Origin of the sequence: Salegentibacter salinarum (genome assembly GCF_900168115.1) — a bacterium.
GTDB classification, from domain to species: domain Bacteria; phylum Bacteroidota; class Bacteroidia; order Flavobacteriales; family Flavobacteriaceae; genus Salegentibacter; species Salegentibacter salinarum.
In genome coordinates this window covers 63,869-83,035 of sequence record NZ_FUZC01000014.1, presented here as the reverse complement: position 1 = coordinate 83,035, position 19,167 = coordinate 63,869, and the positions used below count along the sequence as shown (strand labels likewise).

The 19,167-nt window shown below is 37.6% G+C and carries 23 protein-coding genes and 1 riboswitch; of the genes, 14 read left to right on the top strand and 9 right to left on the bottom strand.

What is annotated here, in order from left to right; translation table 11 throughout:
* From B5X53_RS19390 to B5X53_RS15395, 5 genes are all read left to right on the top strand, one after another.
* The coding region (locus B5X53_RS19390; RefSeq protein ID WP_234999248.1) for a hypothetical protein at positions 1-181 on the top strand (181 nt) is incomplete at its 5' end.
* Between the two features lie 1,069 nt (positions 182-1,250).
* Positions 1,251-1,847, top strand: coding sequence for a DUF6088 family protein (locus tag B5X53_RS15410; protein ID WP_079714125.1), 597 nt, complete (start codon positions 1,251-1,253; stop codon positions 1,845-1,847).
* On the top strand, positions 1,848-2,858 hold the full coding sequence (locus B5X53_RS15405; protein ID WP_079714124.1) for a nucleotidyl transferase AbiEii/AbiGii toxin family protein: 1,011 nt from the start codon (positions 1,848-1,850) through the stop codon (positions 2,856-2,858).
* 91 nt (positions 2,859-2,949) lie between these two features.
* Positions 2,950-3,105: a ribbon-helix-helix domain-containing protein gene (locus B5X53_RS19675; protein ID WP_198550746.1), complete on the top strand. Its 156-nt coding sequence runs from the start codon at positions 2,950-2,952 to the stop codon at positions 3,103-3,105.
* A 311-nt stretch (positions 3,106-3,416) separates the two neighbouring features.
* Positions 3,417-3,695, top strand: a complete 279-nt coding sequence (locus B5X53_RS15395; protein WP_079714123.1) for a hypothetical protein — start codon at positions 3,417-3,419, stop codon at positions 3,693-3,695.
* A gap of 24 nt (positions 3,696-3,719) precedes the next feature.
* On the opposite strand, the gene B5X53_RS15390 is transcribed toward B5X53_RS15395, so the two are convergent.
* The 8 genes from B5X53_RS15390 to B5X53_RS15355 form a co-directional block, all read right to left on the bottom strand.
* Positions 3,720-4,703 (bottom strand): YpdA family putative bacillithiol disulfide reductase, encoded by a 984-nt coding sequence (locus B5X53_RS15390; protein WP_079714122.1) that lies wholly within the window; start codon positions 4,701-4,703, stop codon positions 3,720-3,722.
* Entirely contained in the window at positions 4,690-5,352 is a 663-nt protein-coding gene (rpe, locus tag B5X53_RS15385; protein WP_079714121.1) for a ribulose-phosphate 3-epimerase, read from the bottom strand. Before rpe ends, B5X53_RS15390 begins: the two co-directional genes overlap by 14 nt.
* Positions 5,353-5,397: 45 nt before the next feature.
* Positions 5,398-5,808 (bottom strand): BLUF domain-containing protein, encoded by a 411-nt coding sequence (locus tag B5X53_RS15380; RefSeq protein ID WP_079714120.1) that lies wholly within the window; start codon positions 5,806-5,808, stop codon positions 5,398-5,400.
* Positions 5,809-5,937: 129 nt separating this feature from the next.
* Entirely contained in the window at positions 5,938-7,359 is a 1,422-nt protein-coding gene (locus tag B5X53_RS15375; RefSeq protein WP_079714119.1) for a phytoene desaturase family protein, read from the bottom strand.
* The gene (locus B5X53_RS15370) at positions 7,359-8,237 is read right to left on the bottom strand and encodes an SDR family oxidoreductase (protein ID WP_079714118.1); all 879 of its coding nucleotides are present in this window, start codon (positions 8,235-8,237) and stop codon (positions 7,359-7,361) included. The genes B5X53_RS15375 and B5X53_RS15370 overlap by 1 nt, the downstream gene beginning before the upstream one ends.
* Before the next feature lie 148 nt (positions 8,238-8,385).
* Positions 8,386-8,736, bottom strand: coding sequence for a hypothetical protein (locus B5X53_RS15365; protein ID WP_101023063.1), 351 nt, complete (start codon positions 8,734-8,736; stop codon positions 8,386-8,388).
* Positions 8,737-8,893: 157 nt separating this feature from the next.
* On the bottom strand, positions 8,894-9,757 hold the full coding sequence (locus tag B5X53_RS15360) for a sigma-70 family RNA polymerase sigma factor (RefSeq protein ID WP_011708302.1): 864 nt from the start codon (positions 9,755-9,757) through the stop codon (positions 8,894-8,896).
* Between the two features lie 379 nt (positions 9,758-10,136).
* Positions 10,137-11,279, bottom strand: coding sequence for a PKD-like domain-containing protein (locus B5X53_RS15355; RefSeq protein ID WP_079714116.1), 1,143 nt, complete (start codon positions 11,277-11,279; stop codon positions 10,137-10,139).
* Positions 11,280-11,389: 110 nt separating this feature from the next.
* Positions 11,390-11,596, bottom strand: a riboswitch (cobalamin riboswitch).
* A gap of 708 nt (positions 11,597-12,304) precedes the next feature.
* On the opposite strand from B5X53_RS15355, the gene B5X53_RS15350 reads away from it, so the two are divergent.
* From B5X53_RS15350 to B5X53_RS15310, 9 genes are all read left to right on the top strand, one after another.
* Positions 12,305-12,628, top strand: a complete 324-nt coding sequence (locus B5X53_RS15350; RefSeq protein ID WP_079714115.1) for an ArsR/SmtB family transcription factor — start codon at positions 12,305-12,307, stop codon at positions 12,626-12,628.
* A 6-nt stretch (positions 12,629-12,634) separates the two neighbouring features.
* Positions 12,635-13,102 carry an SRPBCC domain-containing protein gene (locus B5X53_RS15345; RefSeq protein WP_079714114.1) on the top strand — a complete coding sequence of 156 codons (468 nt, stop codon included), beginning with the start codon at positions 12,635-12,637 and terminating at the stop codon, positions 13,100-13,102.
* A gap of 5 nt (positions 13,103-13,107) precedes the next feature.
* On the top strand, positions 13,108-13,491 hold the full coding sequence (locus B5X53_RS15340; protein WP_079714113.1) for a DoxX family protein: 384 nt from the start codon (positions 13,108-13,110) through the stop codon (positions 13,489-13,491).
* A gap of 1 nt (position 13,492) precedes the next feature.
* Positions 13,493-13,849, top strand: a complete 357-nt coding sequence (locus B5X53_RS15335) for an iron chaperone (RefSeq protein WP_079714112.1) — start codon at positions 13,493-13,495, stop codon at positions 13,847-13,849.
* 49 nt (positions 13,850-13,898) lie between these two features.
* Positions 13,899-14,483: a GNAT family N-acetyltransferase gene (locus B5X53_RS15330; protein WP_079714111.1), complete on the top strand. Its 585-nt coding sequence runs from the start codon at positions 13,899-13,901 to the stop codon at positions 14,481-14,483.
* Between the two features lie 138 nt (positions 14,484-14,621).
* Positions 14,622-14,945 carry an ArsR/SmtB family transcription factor gene (locus B5X53_RS15325; RefSeq protein WP_079714110.1) on the top strand — a complete coding sequence of 108 codons (324 nt, stop codon included), beginning with the start codon at positions 14,622-14,624 and terminating at the stop codon, positions 14,943-14,945.
* On the top strand, positions 14,938-15,444 hold the full coding sequence (locus B5X53_RS15320; protein ID WP_079714109.1) for an SRPBCC family protein: 507 nt from the start codon (positions 14,938-14,940) through the stop codon (positions 15,442-15,444). The genes B5X53_RS15325 and B5X53_RS15320 overlap by 8 nt, the downstream gene beginning before the upstream one ends.
* A 1-nt stretch (position 15,445) precedes the next feature.
* A complete protein-coding gene (locus B5X53_RS15315) occupies positions 15,446-15,823 on the top strand; it encodes a DoxX family membrane protein (protein WP_079714108.1) in 378 nt (125 codons plus the stop codon).
* Between the two features lie 27 nt (positions 15,824-15,850).
* The gene (locus tag B5X53_RS15310; protein WP_232764098.1) at positions 15,851-16,279 is read left to right on the top strand and encodes an SRPBCC family protein; all 429 of its coding nucleotides are present in this window, start codon (positions 15,851-15,853) and stop codon (positions 16,277-16,279) included.
* A 389-nt stretch (positions 16,280-16,668) separates the two neighbouring features.
* Here the strand turns inward: B5X53_RS15310 and B5X53_RS15305 are convergent, their stop codons facing one another.
* A complete protein-coding gene (locus tag B5X53_RS15305; RefSeq protein WP_079714107.1) occupies positions 16,669-18,933 on the bottom strand; it encodes a polyribonucleotide nucleotidyltransferase in 2,265 nt (754 codons plus the stop codon).
* Between the last annotated feature and the right edge of the window lie 234 nt (positions 18,934-19,167).

The window sequence follows — 19,167 nt, the reverse complement described above, 5'->3', positions numbered from 1 at the left end:
CAGATATAAAAAGCCTGCTGAGAAACATAGATCGCTGGTACCGTCGACGTCTAAGGATGTGTATCTGGAAACAATGGAAACGCATCCGCACGAAAGGAAAGATGCTTATCAAGCTTGGCCTGAACAAGTGGAAAGCGTGGGAATATGCCAACACGAGGAAAAGCTACTGGCATACAGCTAACAGCTTTATCCTCAAAAGGACTATTACCATCCACAGACTGAGACAGGCTGGTTACACTTCTCTTCTGGACTATTACCTTAAAGTTAGAACGTAAATTAGGGAACCGCCCAGTACGGAACCGTATGCTGGGTGGTGTGGGAGGACAGGTAGGGAAATAATCCTTACCTTTCTACCCGATTGTGCCCGGCATGGGCAATAACTATAGGGTGCAAGTCCCGAACACGCTTGGCAGTAGGAAGTGTTAGCAAAAGGCAAGGGTGTCCACTGCGAGGTGGAATCTGAAGGAAGCCTGGAGCAAATTCCCGGCCTGACGAACAGAAACTGCATATAAGGCCTATGGAGACCGGATGAGATTGCATAACAAATCAAAGTCCGTTACTGCACGGGGTCTCTGGGGTAAATGCAGCAGGTATATGGGATGAAAGTTATTGTTCTTACCCGGGGAGGTCTCGTGGACGTGCAGCCGTTTTTTTTTGGAAGCACGGAGTAAAGCTTGCCGTGAGAAGTCAGCAGCGACCATAGTAGCCACTCTACGAGCCGTCTCCTGATAAAGGTAAGACGGAAGTCTCGAAGGATGACGAAGGGTCAAACCTTGCAGTCGGATAGTAAATGAATGTTACCTAATGGTTTTAAATTATCAGATGCTCAAAACAGAGACTCCTTACCATAAGAATAGGACGGAATCCGAAGAATAGGTAAGAGTGATGATCACCCAACGGGATAACTGAAAACAACATCCACACATCCAAAGGATGCCAAAGCAAGGAACCGCCGTATACGAGAACCGTACGTACGCGTGGTGTGAGAGGACAGATAGGGAATTAATCCCTATCTTCCTACTCAATTGAATATAATGAATCAAGACTGTCCTGTAAAAGATTAATGCACTATAGCAAAAAAGGAATGATCATCGAATTCTCAGAAAGGATGCACTTAGACGGACGCATACACAAATAGTATTACAAACACACGGTGCGTTTTATTATTAAAGAGTACATATCTGTAAGTTTCATAGCATAAATAACTCGCAAATATTTTTAATTAAATTACAAAATATTATATTTGTGTTATGCGAAGTGTAGATGATAAAGTTACAGAACAAGTAAATGATAACAAGCCTGGTGCAATTCTGTTTATAGAAGATTTTTTAGGCCTCGGTAGCAATGGCGCAGTACATACCGCACTGCATCGTTTGGTAAAAGCAAAAAAAATAAGTCGTTTAGCAAGAGGTATTTATGCTAAACCAACATTTAGTAAGTTGCTTAATCAAGACGTATTGCCAGATGCTGAAGAAGTAGCTATTGCTATTGCTAAAAGAGATAAGGCACGTTTATTACCTACAGGAGCACAAGCGCAAAACGCTTTGGGCTTATCTACCCAAGTGCCATTACGCATTGTGTACTTAACAGATGGTTCACCCAGAACCATCCAAATTGGCAAGCGCACCATACAGTTTAAAAAAACAACACCTAAAAATTTGGCGCTAAAAGGCGAGATAAGCAAATTGGTGGTACAAGCTTTAAAAGATATTGGTAAGGACAAGGCTACGCCCCAAGAATTAGAAAAAATACAAAGCTTATTATTAAAAGAAGATAAGCAAAATTTAAAACACGACATTTGGTTAGCACCACAATGGATAGCAGAAATAATGGCAAAAGCATTGTAAATGGCAGCCCAAGAGTTTTATAAATTAAAAGATGCAGAAAAGGCAGAGATTTTTACTGCGGTAGCGCAACAAAAAGGCTTGCCTGTATATGCTCTAGAAAAAGATTGGTGGGTAGTACAAACCCTTGATATTATCTTTTCTCAATTAGAGTTTGCCGAACATTTATTATTCAAAGGCGGTACGTCATTAAGTAAAGCGTGGCAGTTAATCAACCGCTTTTCTGAAGATATAGATTTAGCCCTAAACAGAGAATATTTAGGTTTTGCTGGTGGTTTGATTAGCAAATCGCAAGTAAAAAAATTGAGAGAAAAATCTTTTGAGTTTGTTACCACTACATTTTATGAAGCCTTACAAAAAGCATTCGCAGAAAAGGGCTATACAAACGTTACTTTCGATTTTGAAAATTTAGGTGATAGCGACCAAGACCCAGTATCTATTTTAATCTATTATCCTGCGGTTACAGAACATTCAGAATATGTTTTACCAAGAGTAAAGGTAGAATTGGGCAGTCGCGCATTAAAAGACCCCTTTACAAATTGCAAAATCATATCATTTGTAGGTGAACAATTTCCTAGTCGTCCATTTGCCGATTCGCCCATAACTGTACTCTGTGTAAATCCAGAGCGTACTTATTTAGAGAAACTATTTTTGTTGCACGAAGAGTTTAAAAAGCCTAATTATAAAATACGTGTAGAACGATTAAGCAGGCATTTGTACGATATTACAAAAATCTACAATAGCGAACATAAAGACAAAGCCTACGGCCAAGAATTAATAGTTTCCATTATTGAGCACAGAGAAAGATTTAATGGAATGCGTGGCGTAGATTATAATACATTATATCCACCAAACTTAAACATTATTCCACCAGACGATTTTATAAAAGCTTGGGAAGACGATTATAAAACGATGCAAACCAATATGATTCCAGAAGACAGCCCAAGTTTTACAGACCTATTGGAAACCGTTAAGCAAGCAATCCAGGAATACAACGCATTGAAATTTGAATAAATGAAACATCCATCAATATCGCTGGGAATTATTTGACCAGTTTGTACAAACCCAAGCTTCTGCAGGGCGATATAAAAATGTAAGTTAAGTAATGAGAGATGGCCTTCGACTTTTAGAAAATGAGGAAAGTAAAGTAATTGCGCTAAGAAATGCTATTCAAGAAGGAATTGATAGCGAAATTGATCACGATTTCGACCCGAAAAAAAATCTTGAGGAATTAAAAGCTAAATGCAAAAAGAATGGCTAAATACAAAATGAACAACAAAACCGTGGCGGATTAAATGGTATTTGGGAAAATACGCTAGAAAATTGGTCGGGAAATTAAGCTGACAAATGTTACGATGTATCCAATCGGCTAAGTACCCCTTGTAAGTCTTAAATAATTTTTTTAAGCTATATTTTTTTATTTACTCAGCTGTAATTTTTTGTAATTCTGTGGATAGAGGTTCTTAATATCTACTCACCCCGGGATATTAGCAAACATAAAAACTCATACTCAAAAATTAGAGCATTGAACAAAAATCACTACTATTCATAAAAGGCAAAAATTGGATTGAAATGGATATGACTGCTCAAATAAAAAACACCTTGATTTCAAGAATTAAGGATTCCAAAGATTTAAACTTCTTAAAAGCTCTTCAGACTATATTTGATGCATCCGAACAGGAATTATTTCAATTATCCTCTGAGCAAAAAGATGCAATTACAATAGGTAGAAAACAAATAAAAAACGGTCAGTTTTCAAGCAATGAATCTGTAATTAATGAAATGAAAGAATGGCTAACAAAAAATAATTTGGTCAGATATAGCCAAATTGAAGTTTCGAGATATTCTTGATTCTATATTGATAGAAATAAATCTTTAAGCTTCAAATTTTTTGGCTAAATCTCCCATGATCATTTTGGCGTGTACCCTGGAGTTTTCTATAAACCATTTATGGGTTTCTACACCACCACAGATAACTCCTGCAAGATAGATTCCCTGGACATTAGTTTCCATGGTTTCCTGGTCATATTGCGGAATTTTTCTGCCGTCATCAGATAATTTAATACCCATCTTTTTTAGAAATTCAAAGTTTGGGCGATATCCGGTGAGCATCAACACAAAATCGTTTTCCAGGGTTTGTTCTCCATCGGGAGTCTCGATAACCACTTCGGTTTCTCGTATTTCCTTTAGCTTAGCGTTGAAAAGCGCTTTGATATTTCCTTCTTTAATTCGGTTATCAATATCGGGGCGTACCCAGTATTTCACTCTTCTTCCAATTTCTTCTTTTCTGACGATCATAGTAACTTCGCCGCCTTTTCTATATATCTCTAAAGCAGCATCTACAGCAGAATTGCTGGCGCCCACTACTATGGTTTTTAAAGTGGCATAATAATGAGGATCGCCGTAATAATGAGCCACTTTTGGCAAATCTTCCCCGGGAATATTCAGGTAATTCGGGATATCATAGAATCCTGTGGCAACCACTACATTTTTAGCGGTGTAATTGTTTTTTGTCGTACTTACTTTATGAAAATTGTCTTTAGATTCTACTCCAGTAACCTTTTCAAATAAATTGATGTTAAGTTCATTTGAAGTCGCTATCCTTCGGTAATACTCCAGAGCTTCAGCTTTTCTGGGCTTTGGATTATTACTGATAAACGGAATTCCATTCAACTCCAGTTTTTCTGAAGTAGAAAAGAATGTCATATTGGTAGGGTAGTGGTACAACGAATTTACCAGGCAGCCTTTTTCCAGGATGAGATAAGAAAGATTTTTCTTTTCGGCTTCCAGGGCGCAGGCAATACCAATTGGCCCACCGCCAATAATTATAACATCGTAAGTATTCTTAGGAGTTTGCAAGTTGTCTTAAGTCTTTTATGGTTTCCAGTTGATCTTCAGCTTTAAAAACATAGCTCCCGGCCACTAAAACATCGGCACCGGCTTTTATTAGTTGAGAAGCATTTTCATTAGTTACGCCACCATCAATTTCAATTAAAGTAGAAGCATTATGTGTTACAATAAGCTCCTTTAAACGCTGAATTTTATGGTAGGTATTCTCAATAAAACTTTGTCCGCCAAAACCAGGATTTACACTCATTATACATACTATGTCGATATCCTGAATCACATCTTTCAATAGATCTACACTTGTATGCGGATTTATCGCTACTCCCGCTTGCATACCTTCAGCTTTTATTGCCTGTAGCGTACGGTGTAAATGTGTGCAGGCTTCGTAATGAACGGTAAGGTTATCGGCTCCCAGTTTTGCAAATTCCTTGATATACCTATCGGGATCAACGATCATGAGGTGAACATCAATCGTTTTTTCGGCATGTTTGGTAATAGCCTGCAGTACCGGCATTCCGTAAGAAATATTCGGTACAAAAACGCCATCCATGATATCAATATGAAACCAGTCGGCCTCACTTTTGTTAACCATTTCAATATCACGCTGAAGATTCCCGAAATCGGCAGCAAGAATAGATGGGGCAATAAGTTTTGTTGTCATAAGTATTATGCTGTAAGTGTGCACACAAAAATAACAAGATTATACTTATTTGATGCCTTCTGTAAATTTATTTAAGATGTACTTTACCGAACTTTGAATTGAAGGATTCAACAGACTAATTTGAGCAAGATAGGTGTCAAAATTTTCGTCGTTATACCTGTCGTTTAAAGAAATAAAATCGGCCTGGTAACCATCAAACTGAGTATTCGGAATACTTTTTTGAAAAATGGTTATAACATTCTGATGGCGTTCATCAGTTTTTATCCTATCAATCAGATCTTTTAAAAGTTGTTCTTCCCCTTCAAGCACCTGGAAAAAATTTCCCTGTGAGTATAAAAGAATCCCGGTGATATTGTGATTGTTATTCCAGTCTTTACTAAAATCTAAAGCTTCCTGTATCTCAGTTTCTGAAAGTGCCGGGTTAGCGGTACTTACATAACTTATTGCGTAGCGCATATTGTTTAAGAGTTGTTGAACTCAAAAATAGCGGAAATTAAGTAGGCTTGATATTCTATACAGTGAAAGTTTATATAAAAAATTAAGGAAAAGACTGATTTTTCAATAATATTTAAATAGCTGAGTGGGTTAAAAATGATCTTTTTCTACTGCCCGGGCTGCATTAAAACCGCACATACCGTGCACGCCACCACCGGGAGGTGTAGAGGATGAACAAATATAAATCCTTGGGTTAGGAGTGGAGTAAGGAGACATTTTTGCGATCGGCCTGGTAAAAAGCTGGGTAATATCCTGTTTTCCACCGTTTATATCACCACCGATTATATTAGGATTAAAGGCATTTAATTGAGCAGAATTCATAGTAGATTTCTTTAAGATACAATCTTTAAATCCTGGTGCGGCCCGCTCTATTTGATCTTCAATTATTTTAGAAAAATCTTCTGTATTAGCATTGGGGACATGACAATAAGCCCAGGCCGTGTGCTGACCTTCCGGAGCCCTTGTGTTATCAAAAATACTATGCTGTGCAACCAGAACATACGGAGTTTGCGTCATATTTTTTTGATGTATACTTTGTTCTGAATTCTCCATTTCTTCTTCCGAAAATCCAATATGCACCGTGCCCGCTTTCCGGCATTTTTCATTGGTGAAAGGAATAGGTTCACTAAGTGCCCAATCTACTTTAAAGACTCCGGCCCCATATTTAAAAGAATCCATTCTTTTGCGATAAAGACCGGGAAAATCGGTTCCTTTAATTTTTAATAACTGCTTCGGGGTTAAATCGAATAAATATGTTTTAGATTCCGGAAGTTCATCCAGCTGAGTTATATTCTTTTCAAGGTGTAGTTCGCCGCCAATGGAAGTATAGTAGCTTAGCATACTATTGATAAAGTTTTGCGCCCCACCTTTGGGGAATGGCCAGTTATATTTATGCGCCATAGTACTTAATACAAGTCCGAACGATGCTGAAGCGAGGCTATTTAGCGGTAAGGTAGAATGTGCAGCAGAGCCGTAAAAGAATATTCTCGACTTTTCATTTTTAAAATAATGTTTGGCCAGTAATTTAGCCGATGGTAGTGCCTTTAAACCAAATTTCATAAAATCCAGCGGATGCTGCGGAATTCCTAAAGGGCCTAGCAGGTCATTTTCTAATTTTTCCCAGTCTTTAACAAGGGGTTCAAATAAATTGAAATAGGAAGCTTCATCATCACCTAATTGGACTGCTGTTTTCCTGATATCGGTATAACAAGCGTGTGCGCTCCCATCACTAAAGGGATGGGCGTATGGAATTTCAGGAAATATCCATTCCAGGCCGTGTTCCTCTAGAGGTAAACTTCTTAAAAACGGTGATCCAAACCCCATGGGCAAAATGGCTGAGCCCACATCATGCTTAAATCCCGGTAAGGTTAATTCCTGGGTTCGGGTGGAGCCGCCGGGATTAGCTGCCTGTTCAAAAATGGCAGTTTTCAATCCTTTTTGTTGCAAATATATCGCGGCTGAAATTCCATTAGAACCGCTTCCGATAATTATAGCATCGTAGCTTAAAGACATTAAGTGATTTTTTTAAGGTCAAGATTTCCAAGATACTCCCTGAAGGAAATTTTTCCATTAGACTCCCCAATCATATCGTTGGTAGTAATAAAGGTAAAATAATCCAGTTTATCATTAATTCCTTCACTGAATATTTTTGGTAATCCCAGGCTGGCGCTTATTTTGGCCATAGGTTCAGGTATTTCAATAATTTCGCCCCCAACAATTTCTTTTATCATTTCGGCCATTTCACGCCTGGTGTGAATATTTGGGCCACCTACCTCTGCGATTTCTGGACCATCGTTTAAAAAGGAAACCACAACTTTTGCGAGATCTTTATGATGAATACTGTTAGTTTGTGCTTCTCCCGAGCCAATTAAAGGAATGACTTTGCGTTTGGCCATTATAGCGAGATCATTTAGGCCAGAATAGAAGCCTGCTGGCCTTACAATTGTATATGCTATCCCCGAACTTTTTAATTCTTTTTCAAACATTTTATGGGCGCGGGCTATGCTGAAATCTTTTGACGAATCTGCGCCCATAATTGAAACATATATAAAACGCTTCACCCCGTTTTTAACAGCATCTTTCAGGAGATTTCTATTTGCTCTAAAATCACTTTCCATAAAAGATTCCTGGGAAGGTGTAAAAAGACTTACACTTTTTCCAAGTGCAGAAATTACTGTGGTAATATTTTTAGTAATGCCCCTAATCCCTTCCTGGTCTTTAGCTGCATCACCTTTCCACACATCATCGGTATACTTTGAAAGTTTTGAAACGCCTTTATCAGAGCGGGTTAGGGCTCGTATATCTTTTCCTTCCGTTGTTAGTAAATTTATGATTTCGGTACCCAGGGCTCCAGAAGCACCCGCAATTAAAGTTTTGCCTTCATCCTTCATCTTCTCAATTTTTTAAAACTGAGAATTTAAGATACTTAGAAATTGAATATGAAAGGATAAAAGCGCCTTGGGGTTAACAAAAGATTAGCTTGTGTTAAATTTTTTTTTCGAGATTCTGCCTTGGGATACTATATTATAAAGCGGATTTTTATTGGCGAATTTCTATCTCGGTAAGCTCAAAGGTTTCTGCACATACATCTGCATTTTCTAAAGACTCATATAAGTAACCGCTAAAGCTAACCTTTAAACTGTCTTTTTGAAATTCCTTGGGTAAATTACAAGCCCATAAAAAGTCATCAATTCTATATATCGGGCAATTTTCATCTGGCGCGAGGATAAAACTGTTTTCATTTTTATATTCAGCTATTATTCCGCGTTCTTCTTCAATGTCTATACAGTCCATTCGTGGAACTGATCCGCTCTTGCGTTCAATGACATCATCTGTCTCGCAGGCAGATAAAACTGTAACTAGAATTAAAAGTTTATAAATTAACTTCATTAGGAGGTATTTCTTATAAGATGCAGGTTTGTATAAAGGGTTGCGTCTATAAACGAAAAAACCCCGGTTCATCACGCCGGGGTCATTCATCAATCAAAAAACGAACAGTTATGTTAGCCGGCCGTCGCCGGCATTAACTGTTGTCATCTTAAATATCTTATCCTAAATAGGTTTTTAGGATTTTGCTTCTGGAGGTATGTTTCAACCTTCTGATTGCTTTTTCTTTAATTTGTCTAACTCTTTCTCTTGTGAGATCAAAAGTTTCACCAATTTCTTCAAGCGTCATTGGGTGCTGGTCACCAAGACCAAAGTACAAACGAATAACATCTGCTTCACGCGGAGTTAAGGTTTCTAAGGCACGCTCAATTTCAGTTCTAAGAGACTCGTGTAAAAGCTCTTTGTCTGGATTTGGAGATTCACCGGAACGAAGTACATCGTAAAGGTTAGAATCTTCACCTTCCACTAAAGGAGCATCCATAGAGACGTGACGGCCAGAATTCTTCATAGATTCCTTGACGTCATTAATCGTCATATCAAGCTCTTTTGCAATTTCTTCAGCACTTGGTGGGCGCTCATGAGATTGCTCTAAAAAGGCAAAAGTTTTGTTGATCTTGTTAATAGATCCAATTTTATTCAGTGGTAAACGAACAATACGAGATTGCTCGGCCAAAGCCTGAAGAATAGACTGGCGAATCCACCATACCGCATAGGATATAAATTTAAAACCACGTGTTTCGTCAAAACGTTTCGCAGCTTTAATCAATCCTAAGTTTCCTTCGTTAATAAGGTCGGGTAGGGTTAACCCCTGATTTTGATATTGTTTTGCTACCGACACCACAAAACGTAAATTTGCTTTGGTTAATTTTTCCAATGCACGGTCATCACCCGCTTTAATTCGTTGTGCTAATTCTACCTCTTCATCGGCAGTAATTAAATCAACTTTACCAATTTCTTGCAAATACTTATCTAGCGAAGCAGTTTCACGGTTTGTTACCTGCTTCGTAATTTTAAGTTGTCTCATCTATCGTCTCCTTGGATTTTAATTATGAATAGCTCTTGTATTAGTTTATACGCAAGGAGTAGTCGAAATGTTACAAAAAACCTTAATTATTTTTTATAGATTTTGATATGGAGCTTTATTGTAGTCTGAATTCTGGCGGATTTATTTTCCTTTTATCTAATAATCAATAATTTAATAGTAGTTTTTTTCTGTCATTTTTATAGTAAAATAGAAAGAGGGAAATAGAGTAAAGCTAACTTAACATTATTAAGGAGCGTTTTTTATTGATAAAATTATGTTCCGCTAAAAGATGGAGAAATATTGGGAGTTCGTAATAAGGCAAAACCTATCCTACCTAGTTATTCAGGATACGATATATTTTGCCCTTTTAACAAGATGATTATTCTACCATCGAAAGATCGGAAGCTCCTTTAATTTCTGTAGAAATTTCTCCAAGCCAGCCGGCATTTCCCAGAGCGCCGGTATAAACCCGTACAAAATCAATACCTCTGAGTTTTACAGCATTCATTTGATCATCAACAGCCCAGTCTATTTCCATGGCATTCCCACCATAGGTGTCGTAGTTTTCATCAAAATTGTCAACATAACCCCATTCCAGGGCGTCCACTGAAACAAAACCTTCCTGGTTTATTACAGGATAAACCCGGGTGCCGTTAAAACTAACCGCTTTCTCCTCCTGGATGAAAAGTGGATAATAATTTTGTGTATTGAAAGAATTCACAAGGATACTATCCTGTGTCTCCCGGTTATCAGTCCAGGGAACATTAGCATGGGTTCCAGGATTGTTATAGGTTACTTCATAGTCAAGTAAGGTTTCTTCTTCCTGGTGCGCACTTCCTGCCAATTCATACCAGGTGTCGTCTGGCAATCCATTACCATTTTCATCAAATGAAACCTGTACAATTCCAGGTTCAGAATGACCATTCATAGCATTTCCGTAAATAACAAAATCCTTGTCCTCTTCCCGGTTTTCAATAGTATGGTCAAAGCTAAATTCTACATAACCACCCCAGGCGCCAAGAGACAGGATATTTGTTTTTCCTCCAATAATACTTTCGGCAGCCTCTGTGCTTCCGAAATTTTTATTGATGTATTGACCCGGTGCTGGTTTGTATTCGATAATTTCAGAAATAAATTCACTACTGGATTGCGTTTTTGGTCGAGAGTACAGATCATAAGGATCAATCACAGATACCCTATAGGTGCGTATAAGAGAATGATTATATGCCATAGCCTTAAATTCAAGGCTGAATGTTCCGGGTTCCTGGGCAGTATAACTGAGATTTTGGGTGGATCCTATATCTATCCCATTTAGGGTCCAAAGATAATTTACATCTTCAGCAACATTCGAAAGTGAAGGTGAGATATTCAGGGTGTCACCAGGTAATAGCTCATAATCCTTTTGGTACTGGAGTTCGGTAAATTCCATAGGAATAGCTTGGGAATCATCATCTTTGCTACATGAGACAAGGAGGAGAATTCCTCCGATTAAGAATACTAGTTTGATAGTTAATGTTTGCATTTGATTTGTATTAAGGTTAATAATTAGGATTAACTTATTTACAAAACAAAACAGATAGGGGAATAATTAGAATAGAAGATCTACCCAAAGCAATAACTCCCGAAAGCTTTGTTTTTTTCTGATTGATGGCAGGTCTTCTGACTTATCCCTCTTTTTAAATCCTTCCCATCCTTAAAGACAGTGGTTTTTTATAAAAAGATTTTTTCCGGAAATTCCGGAAGGGATTTACAGCAGCGGGAACTGTTCAGGATTTACACCTGATTCCCTTTTAATACAATACCCTGAAAGTAATTGTAACCGAAAATCTTGGCAATATTAGAATAAATTTCTGAACTGGAAACTTTTATTTTAGAAAGAAACAGAATTTCCTGGAATAAGACGCAGGCTTATGGAACTTGGTAAAATAGGATTATCGATTGTACAGAGAAGAAAAGTCAATGTTTCCAAGAAATCTTAGAAAAGGATCAATGGAAGATCTAATACGGCTAAACTTCTAATTTTTGATGCGAAAGAATTTTTTAAAATGAGCTATTTGAGCTTGTTTTCAAACCGCTTAAACTTTCACCATTAGAAAGCAAGCAGTTGATTCCAACAGTTAAAATTCTTTACAATACGACTGAATTTGCTCCGATTAAGAACTAAGAGCAACTAAACGAAAACGTATTTATCTTTGGACATTGAGTATCAAATTTATCTGATACAAACCTATGTCTTTTAGGTCCGTTCGCTTGCGATTATTGAGTAAACCTTTTTTTAAAATACATAAACGTAAATCATTAGGTTTATGGGGTTTTAAGGGCAAAGTTTAAAGGCCTAAGCTGCAAGTTAAATTGAAACAAAGAATTTAAAACTCTATAATTATAATCATAATTATAACTTCTCCTTTATTGGATATAAGTTATAAATGTAAATACAAAAATGAATTCTCCCATTCCTGAAAATATTAAAACACGTTCTCACTATTTACCGAAAAATATTCCGTAACTAAATAATTGCGATTATATTTGCAGTCAAATAACTGCATAATGAAATTAAGAAGAGATGTATTTCAAGCTATAGCCGATCCAACCAGAAGAACGATCATATCTTTAGTAGCGCTTCAGGCTTTGACACCGACTGCCATTGCCGAAAATTTTGATTATTCCAGGCAAACTATTTCCAAACACATACAAATTCTTACTGAGTGTGAACTATTGAAACGGGAGCAAAATGGCAGGGAAATTTACTATCACTTAAATCCGGAAGGAATGAAAGAAATAGCCGAATTTATCGAGCCTTTCCGAAAAATGTGGGATGATCGTTTCGATAAATTGGAAAATTTAATGAAAAACCATCAATCAGAATCCTAATAACTCATGGAACAAAAAACAAAAATAAAAGCCGAAGAAGGAAAACAGGAGCTAATAATAACCCGAGAATTCAGCTTGCCCGTCGAATCTCTTTTTACAGCTTATAAAGATAAAGAGTTGTTCGAAAAATGGATGGGGACGAATTTAATAGACTTTGAATTCAAAGAATATGGAAAATATCATTTTGAAACACGGAGTCCCACAGGAGATTTAATGTTTAGCGGGAAAGGTGCATTTCACAGCTTAATACCGAATGAAATGATTGTTAGAACTTTTGAAATGGATGTGTTTTCACTTCCCCCGCAACTGGAATTTTTAAATTTTAATGCTATTACAGGTGAGAAAAGTATTTTAACGATGCACATCATTTTTAAATCGGCTGAAATAAGAAATGAATTATTAAAGAAACCTTTTGCTATAGGCCTTGAAATGGCCCATAGCAGGTTAGAGGATGTTTTAAACAAAATAAATTAATAGTTATGACCGCAACAAAACAAAGCAAAATCATTTACTGGATTGCCACCATCTGGCTGGCTTTGGGGATGCTTTCCACAGGTATTGTCCAATTAATCAAAATGGAAGAAGAAGTAGCAAGTATGAATTCCTTAGGTTACCCAGCTTACTTACTATATATACTTGGCGTATGGAAAATCTTAGGGACTATCGTTATTCTTATCCCTAAAGCACCACTTATAAAAGAATGGGCCTATGCCGGATTCTTTTTTGTAATGACGGGGGCTGCTATTTCGCATTTAATGGTTGGAGATGAAATCATCACCTTTTTTGGTCCCATACTGTTATTGGTGCTTACGATTATATCCTGGTACTTTAGACCACTGGGTAGAAAACTAATTCAGCAGTAAGATGAAAGATTTTAAACCCACAACTGTTCACGAATTTATAAATGCTGCCACTGAGGAATCACAGCGGATTATGCTAAGGCTTAAAAAACTCATTGAAACTACTGTTCCGGATGCGGAAGGTGGAATAAGCTGGAATGTTCCTATCTATAAATATCATGGTATCCTTGCCGGGTTTTCACTGGCTAAAAAACACGTAAGTTTTGGTATAGATACGTTGACCACTGAAATGCGTGAAATACTGAAAGAAAAAGGATATAAAACGGGTAAGAAGACTATCCAAATTAAGTTTGATCAAAACATTCCGTCGGCAGAAATAAAAAAACTGGTTAAAGAACAGGCCAGGCTAAACGAAAAATAAATTATTTAAATCTAAGACAGGAAATATAGTTCTGCTCAAAATTTTATAGTTGAAAAAAAGTTACCTTTTTAAATCCAGTAGACTTGGTTTTCGAAATTGGGTAGATACCGACCTAAAAGAATTCACTGAATTGAATGCTGATAGAGAAGTAATGGAACATTTTCCAAAACCGTTGACAGAGAAAGAATCAACAGATTTTTTATGTCGGCTTAAGGAACACTTCGAGAAAAACGGGTATTGTTATTTTGCCACTGAAGTTCTGGAAACCAGAGAATTTATAGGCTTTATAGGTTTGGCCCTTCAGGAATATAAATCAGATTTCACACCTGCAGTAGATATTGGATGGCGGCTAAAAAGAAGTACGTGGGGGAAGGGATATGCAACTGAAGGCGCAAAAAAATGTATTGATTGGGCATTTAATACTTTAAAAATTGAAAGGCTTATAGCAACCTGTACTAAGAATAATACCAGATCAGAAAATGTGATGAAAAAAATTGGTATGGTGAAAAAGGGAAATTTTAAACATCCTAAGCTTAAGCAGTATCCAAAACTTCAAGAATGTATTTATTACGAAATTGTAAAAAAAGATAGCTTAATAGTAGGTAGTTATTGGCTTCTTAAGTCAGTTCAGTAACTTATTTTTTAATGAATTATTGGGTTCTAAATAAGTAACCTTTAAAATTCTATTTATCCAAAAAAAAATCTTTGATAATTTGTGAAACCGAATAGTTGCGTATATATTAGCAACCAAAAGGTTTCCTAACTTAATTAAATGAGAAGAGATATATTTCAAGCCGTAGCAGATCCAACCCGAAGGGCAATAATTGCCTTAATAGCCGTCCAGGCCCTTACTCCCAATGCCATTGCCGAGCATTTTGATACTTCCAGGCAGGCAGTTTCCAAACACTTAAGGATTTTACAGGAGTGTGAGGTAGTAAAAAAAGAGCACCAAGGGCGGGAGATCTACTATGAACTTGAGGTAGAAAAAATGAAAGAAATAGACCAGTGGTTAGAACAATTTCGAAAAATTTGGGAAACCAGGTTTAACCAATTGGATGATGTATTAGCAACCCTAAAAATGAAAGAAAATGAATAAAAATGCTTCTTTGGAATTTACGGTTAACAAGGCAAACAATAGTATTCATATCAAACGCGAGTTTGATGCTAATCTTAAGCAGGTATGGCAGGCATGGACCGATCCTGAATTACTCGATAAATGGTGGGCGCCCAAACCCTATCATATAGAGACCAAATCTTTGAATTTTGAAGAAGGTGGCCGGTGGCTTTACGCAATGGTTAGTCCCACGAATGAAAAAGACTGGTGTAAGGCAGATTACAAAAAGATTGCACACCTAAAATCTATCTCCTGGTTGGACGCCTTTTGTGATGAAGAGGGTAATGATACTTATGGCAAGCCAAATTCTTCCTGGACGAATATTTTTTCAGAAGAAAATGGAACTACCACCGTTGATATCACGCTTCAGCACGAAAGTAAGGCTGATCTCGAAATGGTGATTCAGATGGGCTTTAAAGAAGGTTTCTCCATGGCTCTGGAAAACCTGGATAAAGTATTATCTAATTTAAATACTCCATAAAATGAGAGGAAAAATATTGAATATCCTGTCCGTACTTCTCGGCTTATTATTCCTAAACGGTGGATTGAATAAGTTTTTTAATTATATGCCGGTACCGGAGGATCTTCCCCAACCAATATCCAGAGATAATGAGGCCCTAATGGAAATAATCTGGTTGATGCCGTTAATCGCTTCTGCTGAAATTTTAGGCGCAATACTTATCCTCTTTCCTAAAACAAGAGCATTGGGGGCATTAGTGATTTTTCCGGTTATGGTAGGTATTTTGCTTACGCATATTTTTGTAGCCCCTGAGGGCCTTGTAATGGCAATACTTATCTGGGCGGTATTCCTTTGGATTTTGTATGAAAATAAACAGAAATATTTTGCTTTAATGCAGTAGAACTCAAACATCTTAAAATTATAAGAAATGAAGAAATTACATTTTGAATTTATAGTTGATAAGAAAAATAACGCGATTACCGTTGAAAGAGAGTTTGCCGCTAATAGGCAGTTGGTTTGGGATTGTTATACCAAAAGTGAATTACTCGATCAATGGTTTTCCCCAAAGCCACTAACTACAAAAACCAAATCAATGGATTTTAAAGAGGGTGGTCATTGGATTTACGCCATGGTAGAACCCAATGGGACGGAATATTGGAGTCGAATGGATTATTTACAAATTAGCCCGATTGATTTTTACAGGGCATTGGATGGATTTTGTGATTCAACGGGCAAATTAAATCCTGAAATGCCACGTTCTGAATGGCAGGTAAATTTTAAAGATTTCGAAGAAAATGCCCTGGAGGAAACACTTATCAAATATAACTCATTGAAAGACCTGGAAACAGTGGAGTGAAGGAAGGAATGATCTCAACCCTTGAACATCTGGATGATTTATTATTAATCCTGAATAAATAGCACACTACTATGTCTGAAAATAAGATGATCGTAGAAAAATATATTGATGGTTTTGAAAAAAGCGACCATAAGCAGATACTTTCCTGATTATCGGAAGATGTAATTTGGCTTATTCCGGGAATGTTTAGAAAAACAGGAAAAAAGGAGTTTGACAGCGAAATTGAGAATGAGACCTCTAACCGGAGACGTTCGAAATGATAAGCTGCTCATGGGTCTTAAATACAATTTAAGCTTTCATTACAAAAAAATAATAAATATCAAAAATGATAATAAAAAAAGAGGTTGCTTTTTAAGGCAACCTCTTTCAATTTATAAGCTTAAGACTGTTTAGTCGTTGTCTTTACGATCTCTGTTGTCTCTTCCTCTGCGGTCATCACGGCCACGGTCATCACGGCCACGGTTGTCACGAGAACCACGATTATCACGACCTCTGTCATTACGATCATTGTCTCTTGGCGGACGCGCCTGGTAACCTTCCGGTTTGTCAAGCAAAGCTTTTCTAGAAACTTTTTCCTTACGGGTTTTAGGATCTACACCAAAGTATTTCACATCAATTACATCACCAACATTAAGAATATCGGTAACATTATCGGTGCGTTCCCAAGCCAGTTCGGAAATATGAAGTAAAACCTCGTTGCCGGGAGCATCAAGATATTCTACCACAGCTCCAAAATCAAGCACCTTGATTACTTTTACTTCGTAAACACTTCCCTTTTCAGGTTTGAAAGTGATAGATTCAATTTTAGCAAGAACTTTATCAATTCCTTCCTGTTTAGTTCCAAGAATTTCAACAATACCTTCTTCGGTTACAGGATCTTCGTTGATCACGATTTCTGTTCCTGTAGTTTTCTGAAGTTCCTGAATTACTTTTCCTCCAGGTCCAATAAGTGCACCGATGAATTCATTAGGAATTCTTCTGGTGATGATTTTTGGAGCGTGAGCTTTTACATTTTCGTTTGGCTCAGAAATAGTCTCAGTAAGTTTTTCAAGAATATGAAGCCTCCCTGCACGAGCTTGTTTTAGTGCTTTTACTAAAATCTCGTAAGGAAGTCCTTTTACTTTAATATCCATCTGGCAGGCGGTAATCCCGTCAGCCGTTCCGGTTACTTTAAAGTCCATATCTCCCAGGTGATCTTCATCACCAAGGATATCTGAAAGTACAGCGTGACGCTCACCGTCAGAAATCAATCCCATCGCGATCCCGGAAACCGGTTTCTTCATTTTAATCCCGGCATCCATCATTGCCATAGTTCCGGCGCAAACCGTTGCCATAGAAGAAGATCCGTTAGATTCCAATACCTCAGAAACAATACGTACTGTGTAAGGGTTGTTTTCAGGAATCATTCCTTTTAATGCACGTTGTGCAAGGTTTCCGTGTCCAATCTCACGTCTTGAAGTTCCCCTAATCGGGTAAGCTTCTCCTGTACAGAATGGAGGGAAATTATAATGTAAATAGAAAGTCTCTTCGCCCTGGTGGGTTGGCATATCTATGGTGTTGGCTTCTCGGGAAGTTCCCAAAGTAACCGTTGCCAGTGCCTGGGTTTCCCCACGGGTAAAGATTGCCGAACCGTGTACCGATGGTAAATAATCGGTTTCACACCAGATAGGTCTAATCTCGTCGGTTTTTCTACCATCAAGACGAATACCTTCTGCAAGGGTAAGTTCTCTTACCGCTTCTTTTTCGGTTTTGCTGTAGTATTTTTTAATTTGCTTTTCACTTTCTTCCAATTCCTCTTCAGAAAATAAAGCTAAAACTTCTTCTTTTACTGCTGAAAATGCTTCGCTACGTTCTTTTTTACTGTGACCGCCTTTAGCGATTTCGTAAATTTTATCGTAAGCTGCATCGTGAACCCTTTTTTCAAAGTCTTCATTTTCCGGAGTTACAGCATATTCTCGTACCGGTTTTTTACCAAAAGCTTCAGCCAAACGCAACTGCGCTTCAACTTGTTTTTTGATATGCTCGTGTGCGAATTGAATAGCATCTGCCATCTCTTCTTCTGAAATCTCTTTCATCTCACCTTCAACCATCATTACAGAATCGGAAGAAGCACCAATAATCATATCGATGTCTGACTCTGCCAACTGGCTGCGGCTTGGGTTAATGATGAATTCACCATTAACTCTACCCACACGGGCTTCAGAAATAGCGGTTTCAAAAGGAATGTCTGAAAGTTGAATAGCTGCAGAAGCGGCAAGTCCTGCCAAAGCATCTGGCATTACTTCCTCATCATGAGACATCAACTGGATCATTACCTGAGTTTCAGTTCTGTAATCTGATGGGAATAGCGGACGCAACACGCGGTCTACAATTCTCATAGTTAATACTTCACCGTCGCTTGGTCTTGCTTCTCTTTTAAAGAAACCTCCAGGATAACGTCCTGCAGCGGCGAATTTTTCTCGGTAATCTACTGTTAATGGAAAGAAATCCATCGTGCTTTCTTTGTAAGAAGACACTACAGTACAAAGCAACATAGCGTTGCCCATTTGAACAACAACCGACCCGTGAGCCTGTTTTGCTAATTTTCCGGTTTCGAGGGAGATTTCTCTTCCATCTCCTAAATCGATAACCTCTTTAAATGTTTGTGGAATCATAATAATTTTGAATTCTTCTAATGATCTGAATAACTTCACCAGATCTTTTGTTATACAATGGTCTCCGCCTATACCGGACGGCCGGGAGTTGTGTTGTTGTGTGTTGTGTAGACCAATGAAAAACTACTCTCGTTGAGCGACAATTTTCCTCACTAAGTGAGATTTATTCCCAATAATATTTGGGATTTCAAGTAATTTACAACTTACTATTATATAAAAAAAGGGGGCGTAAAG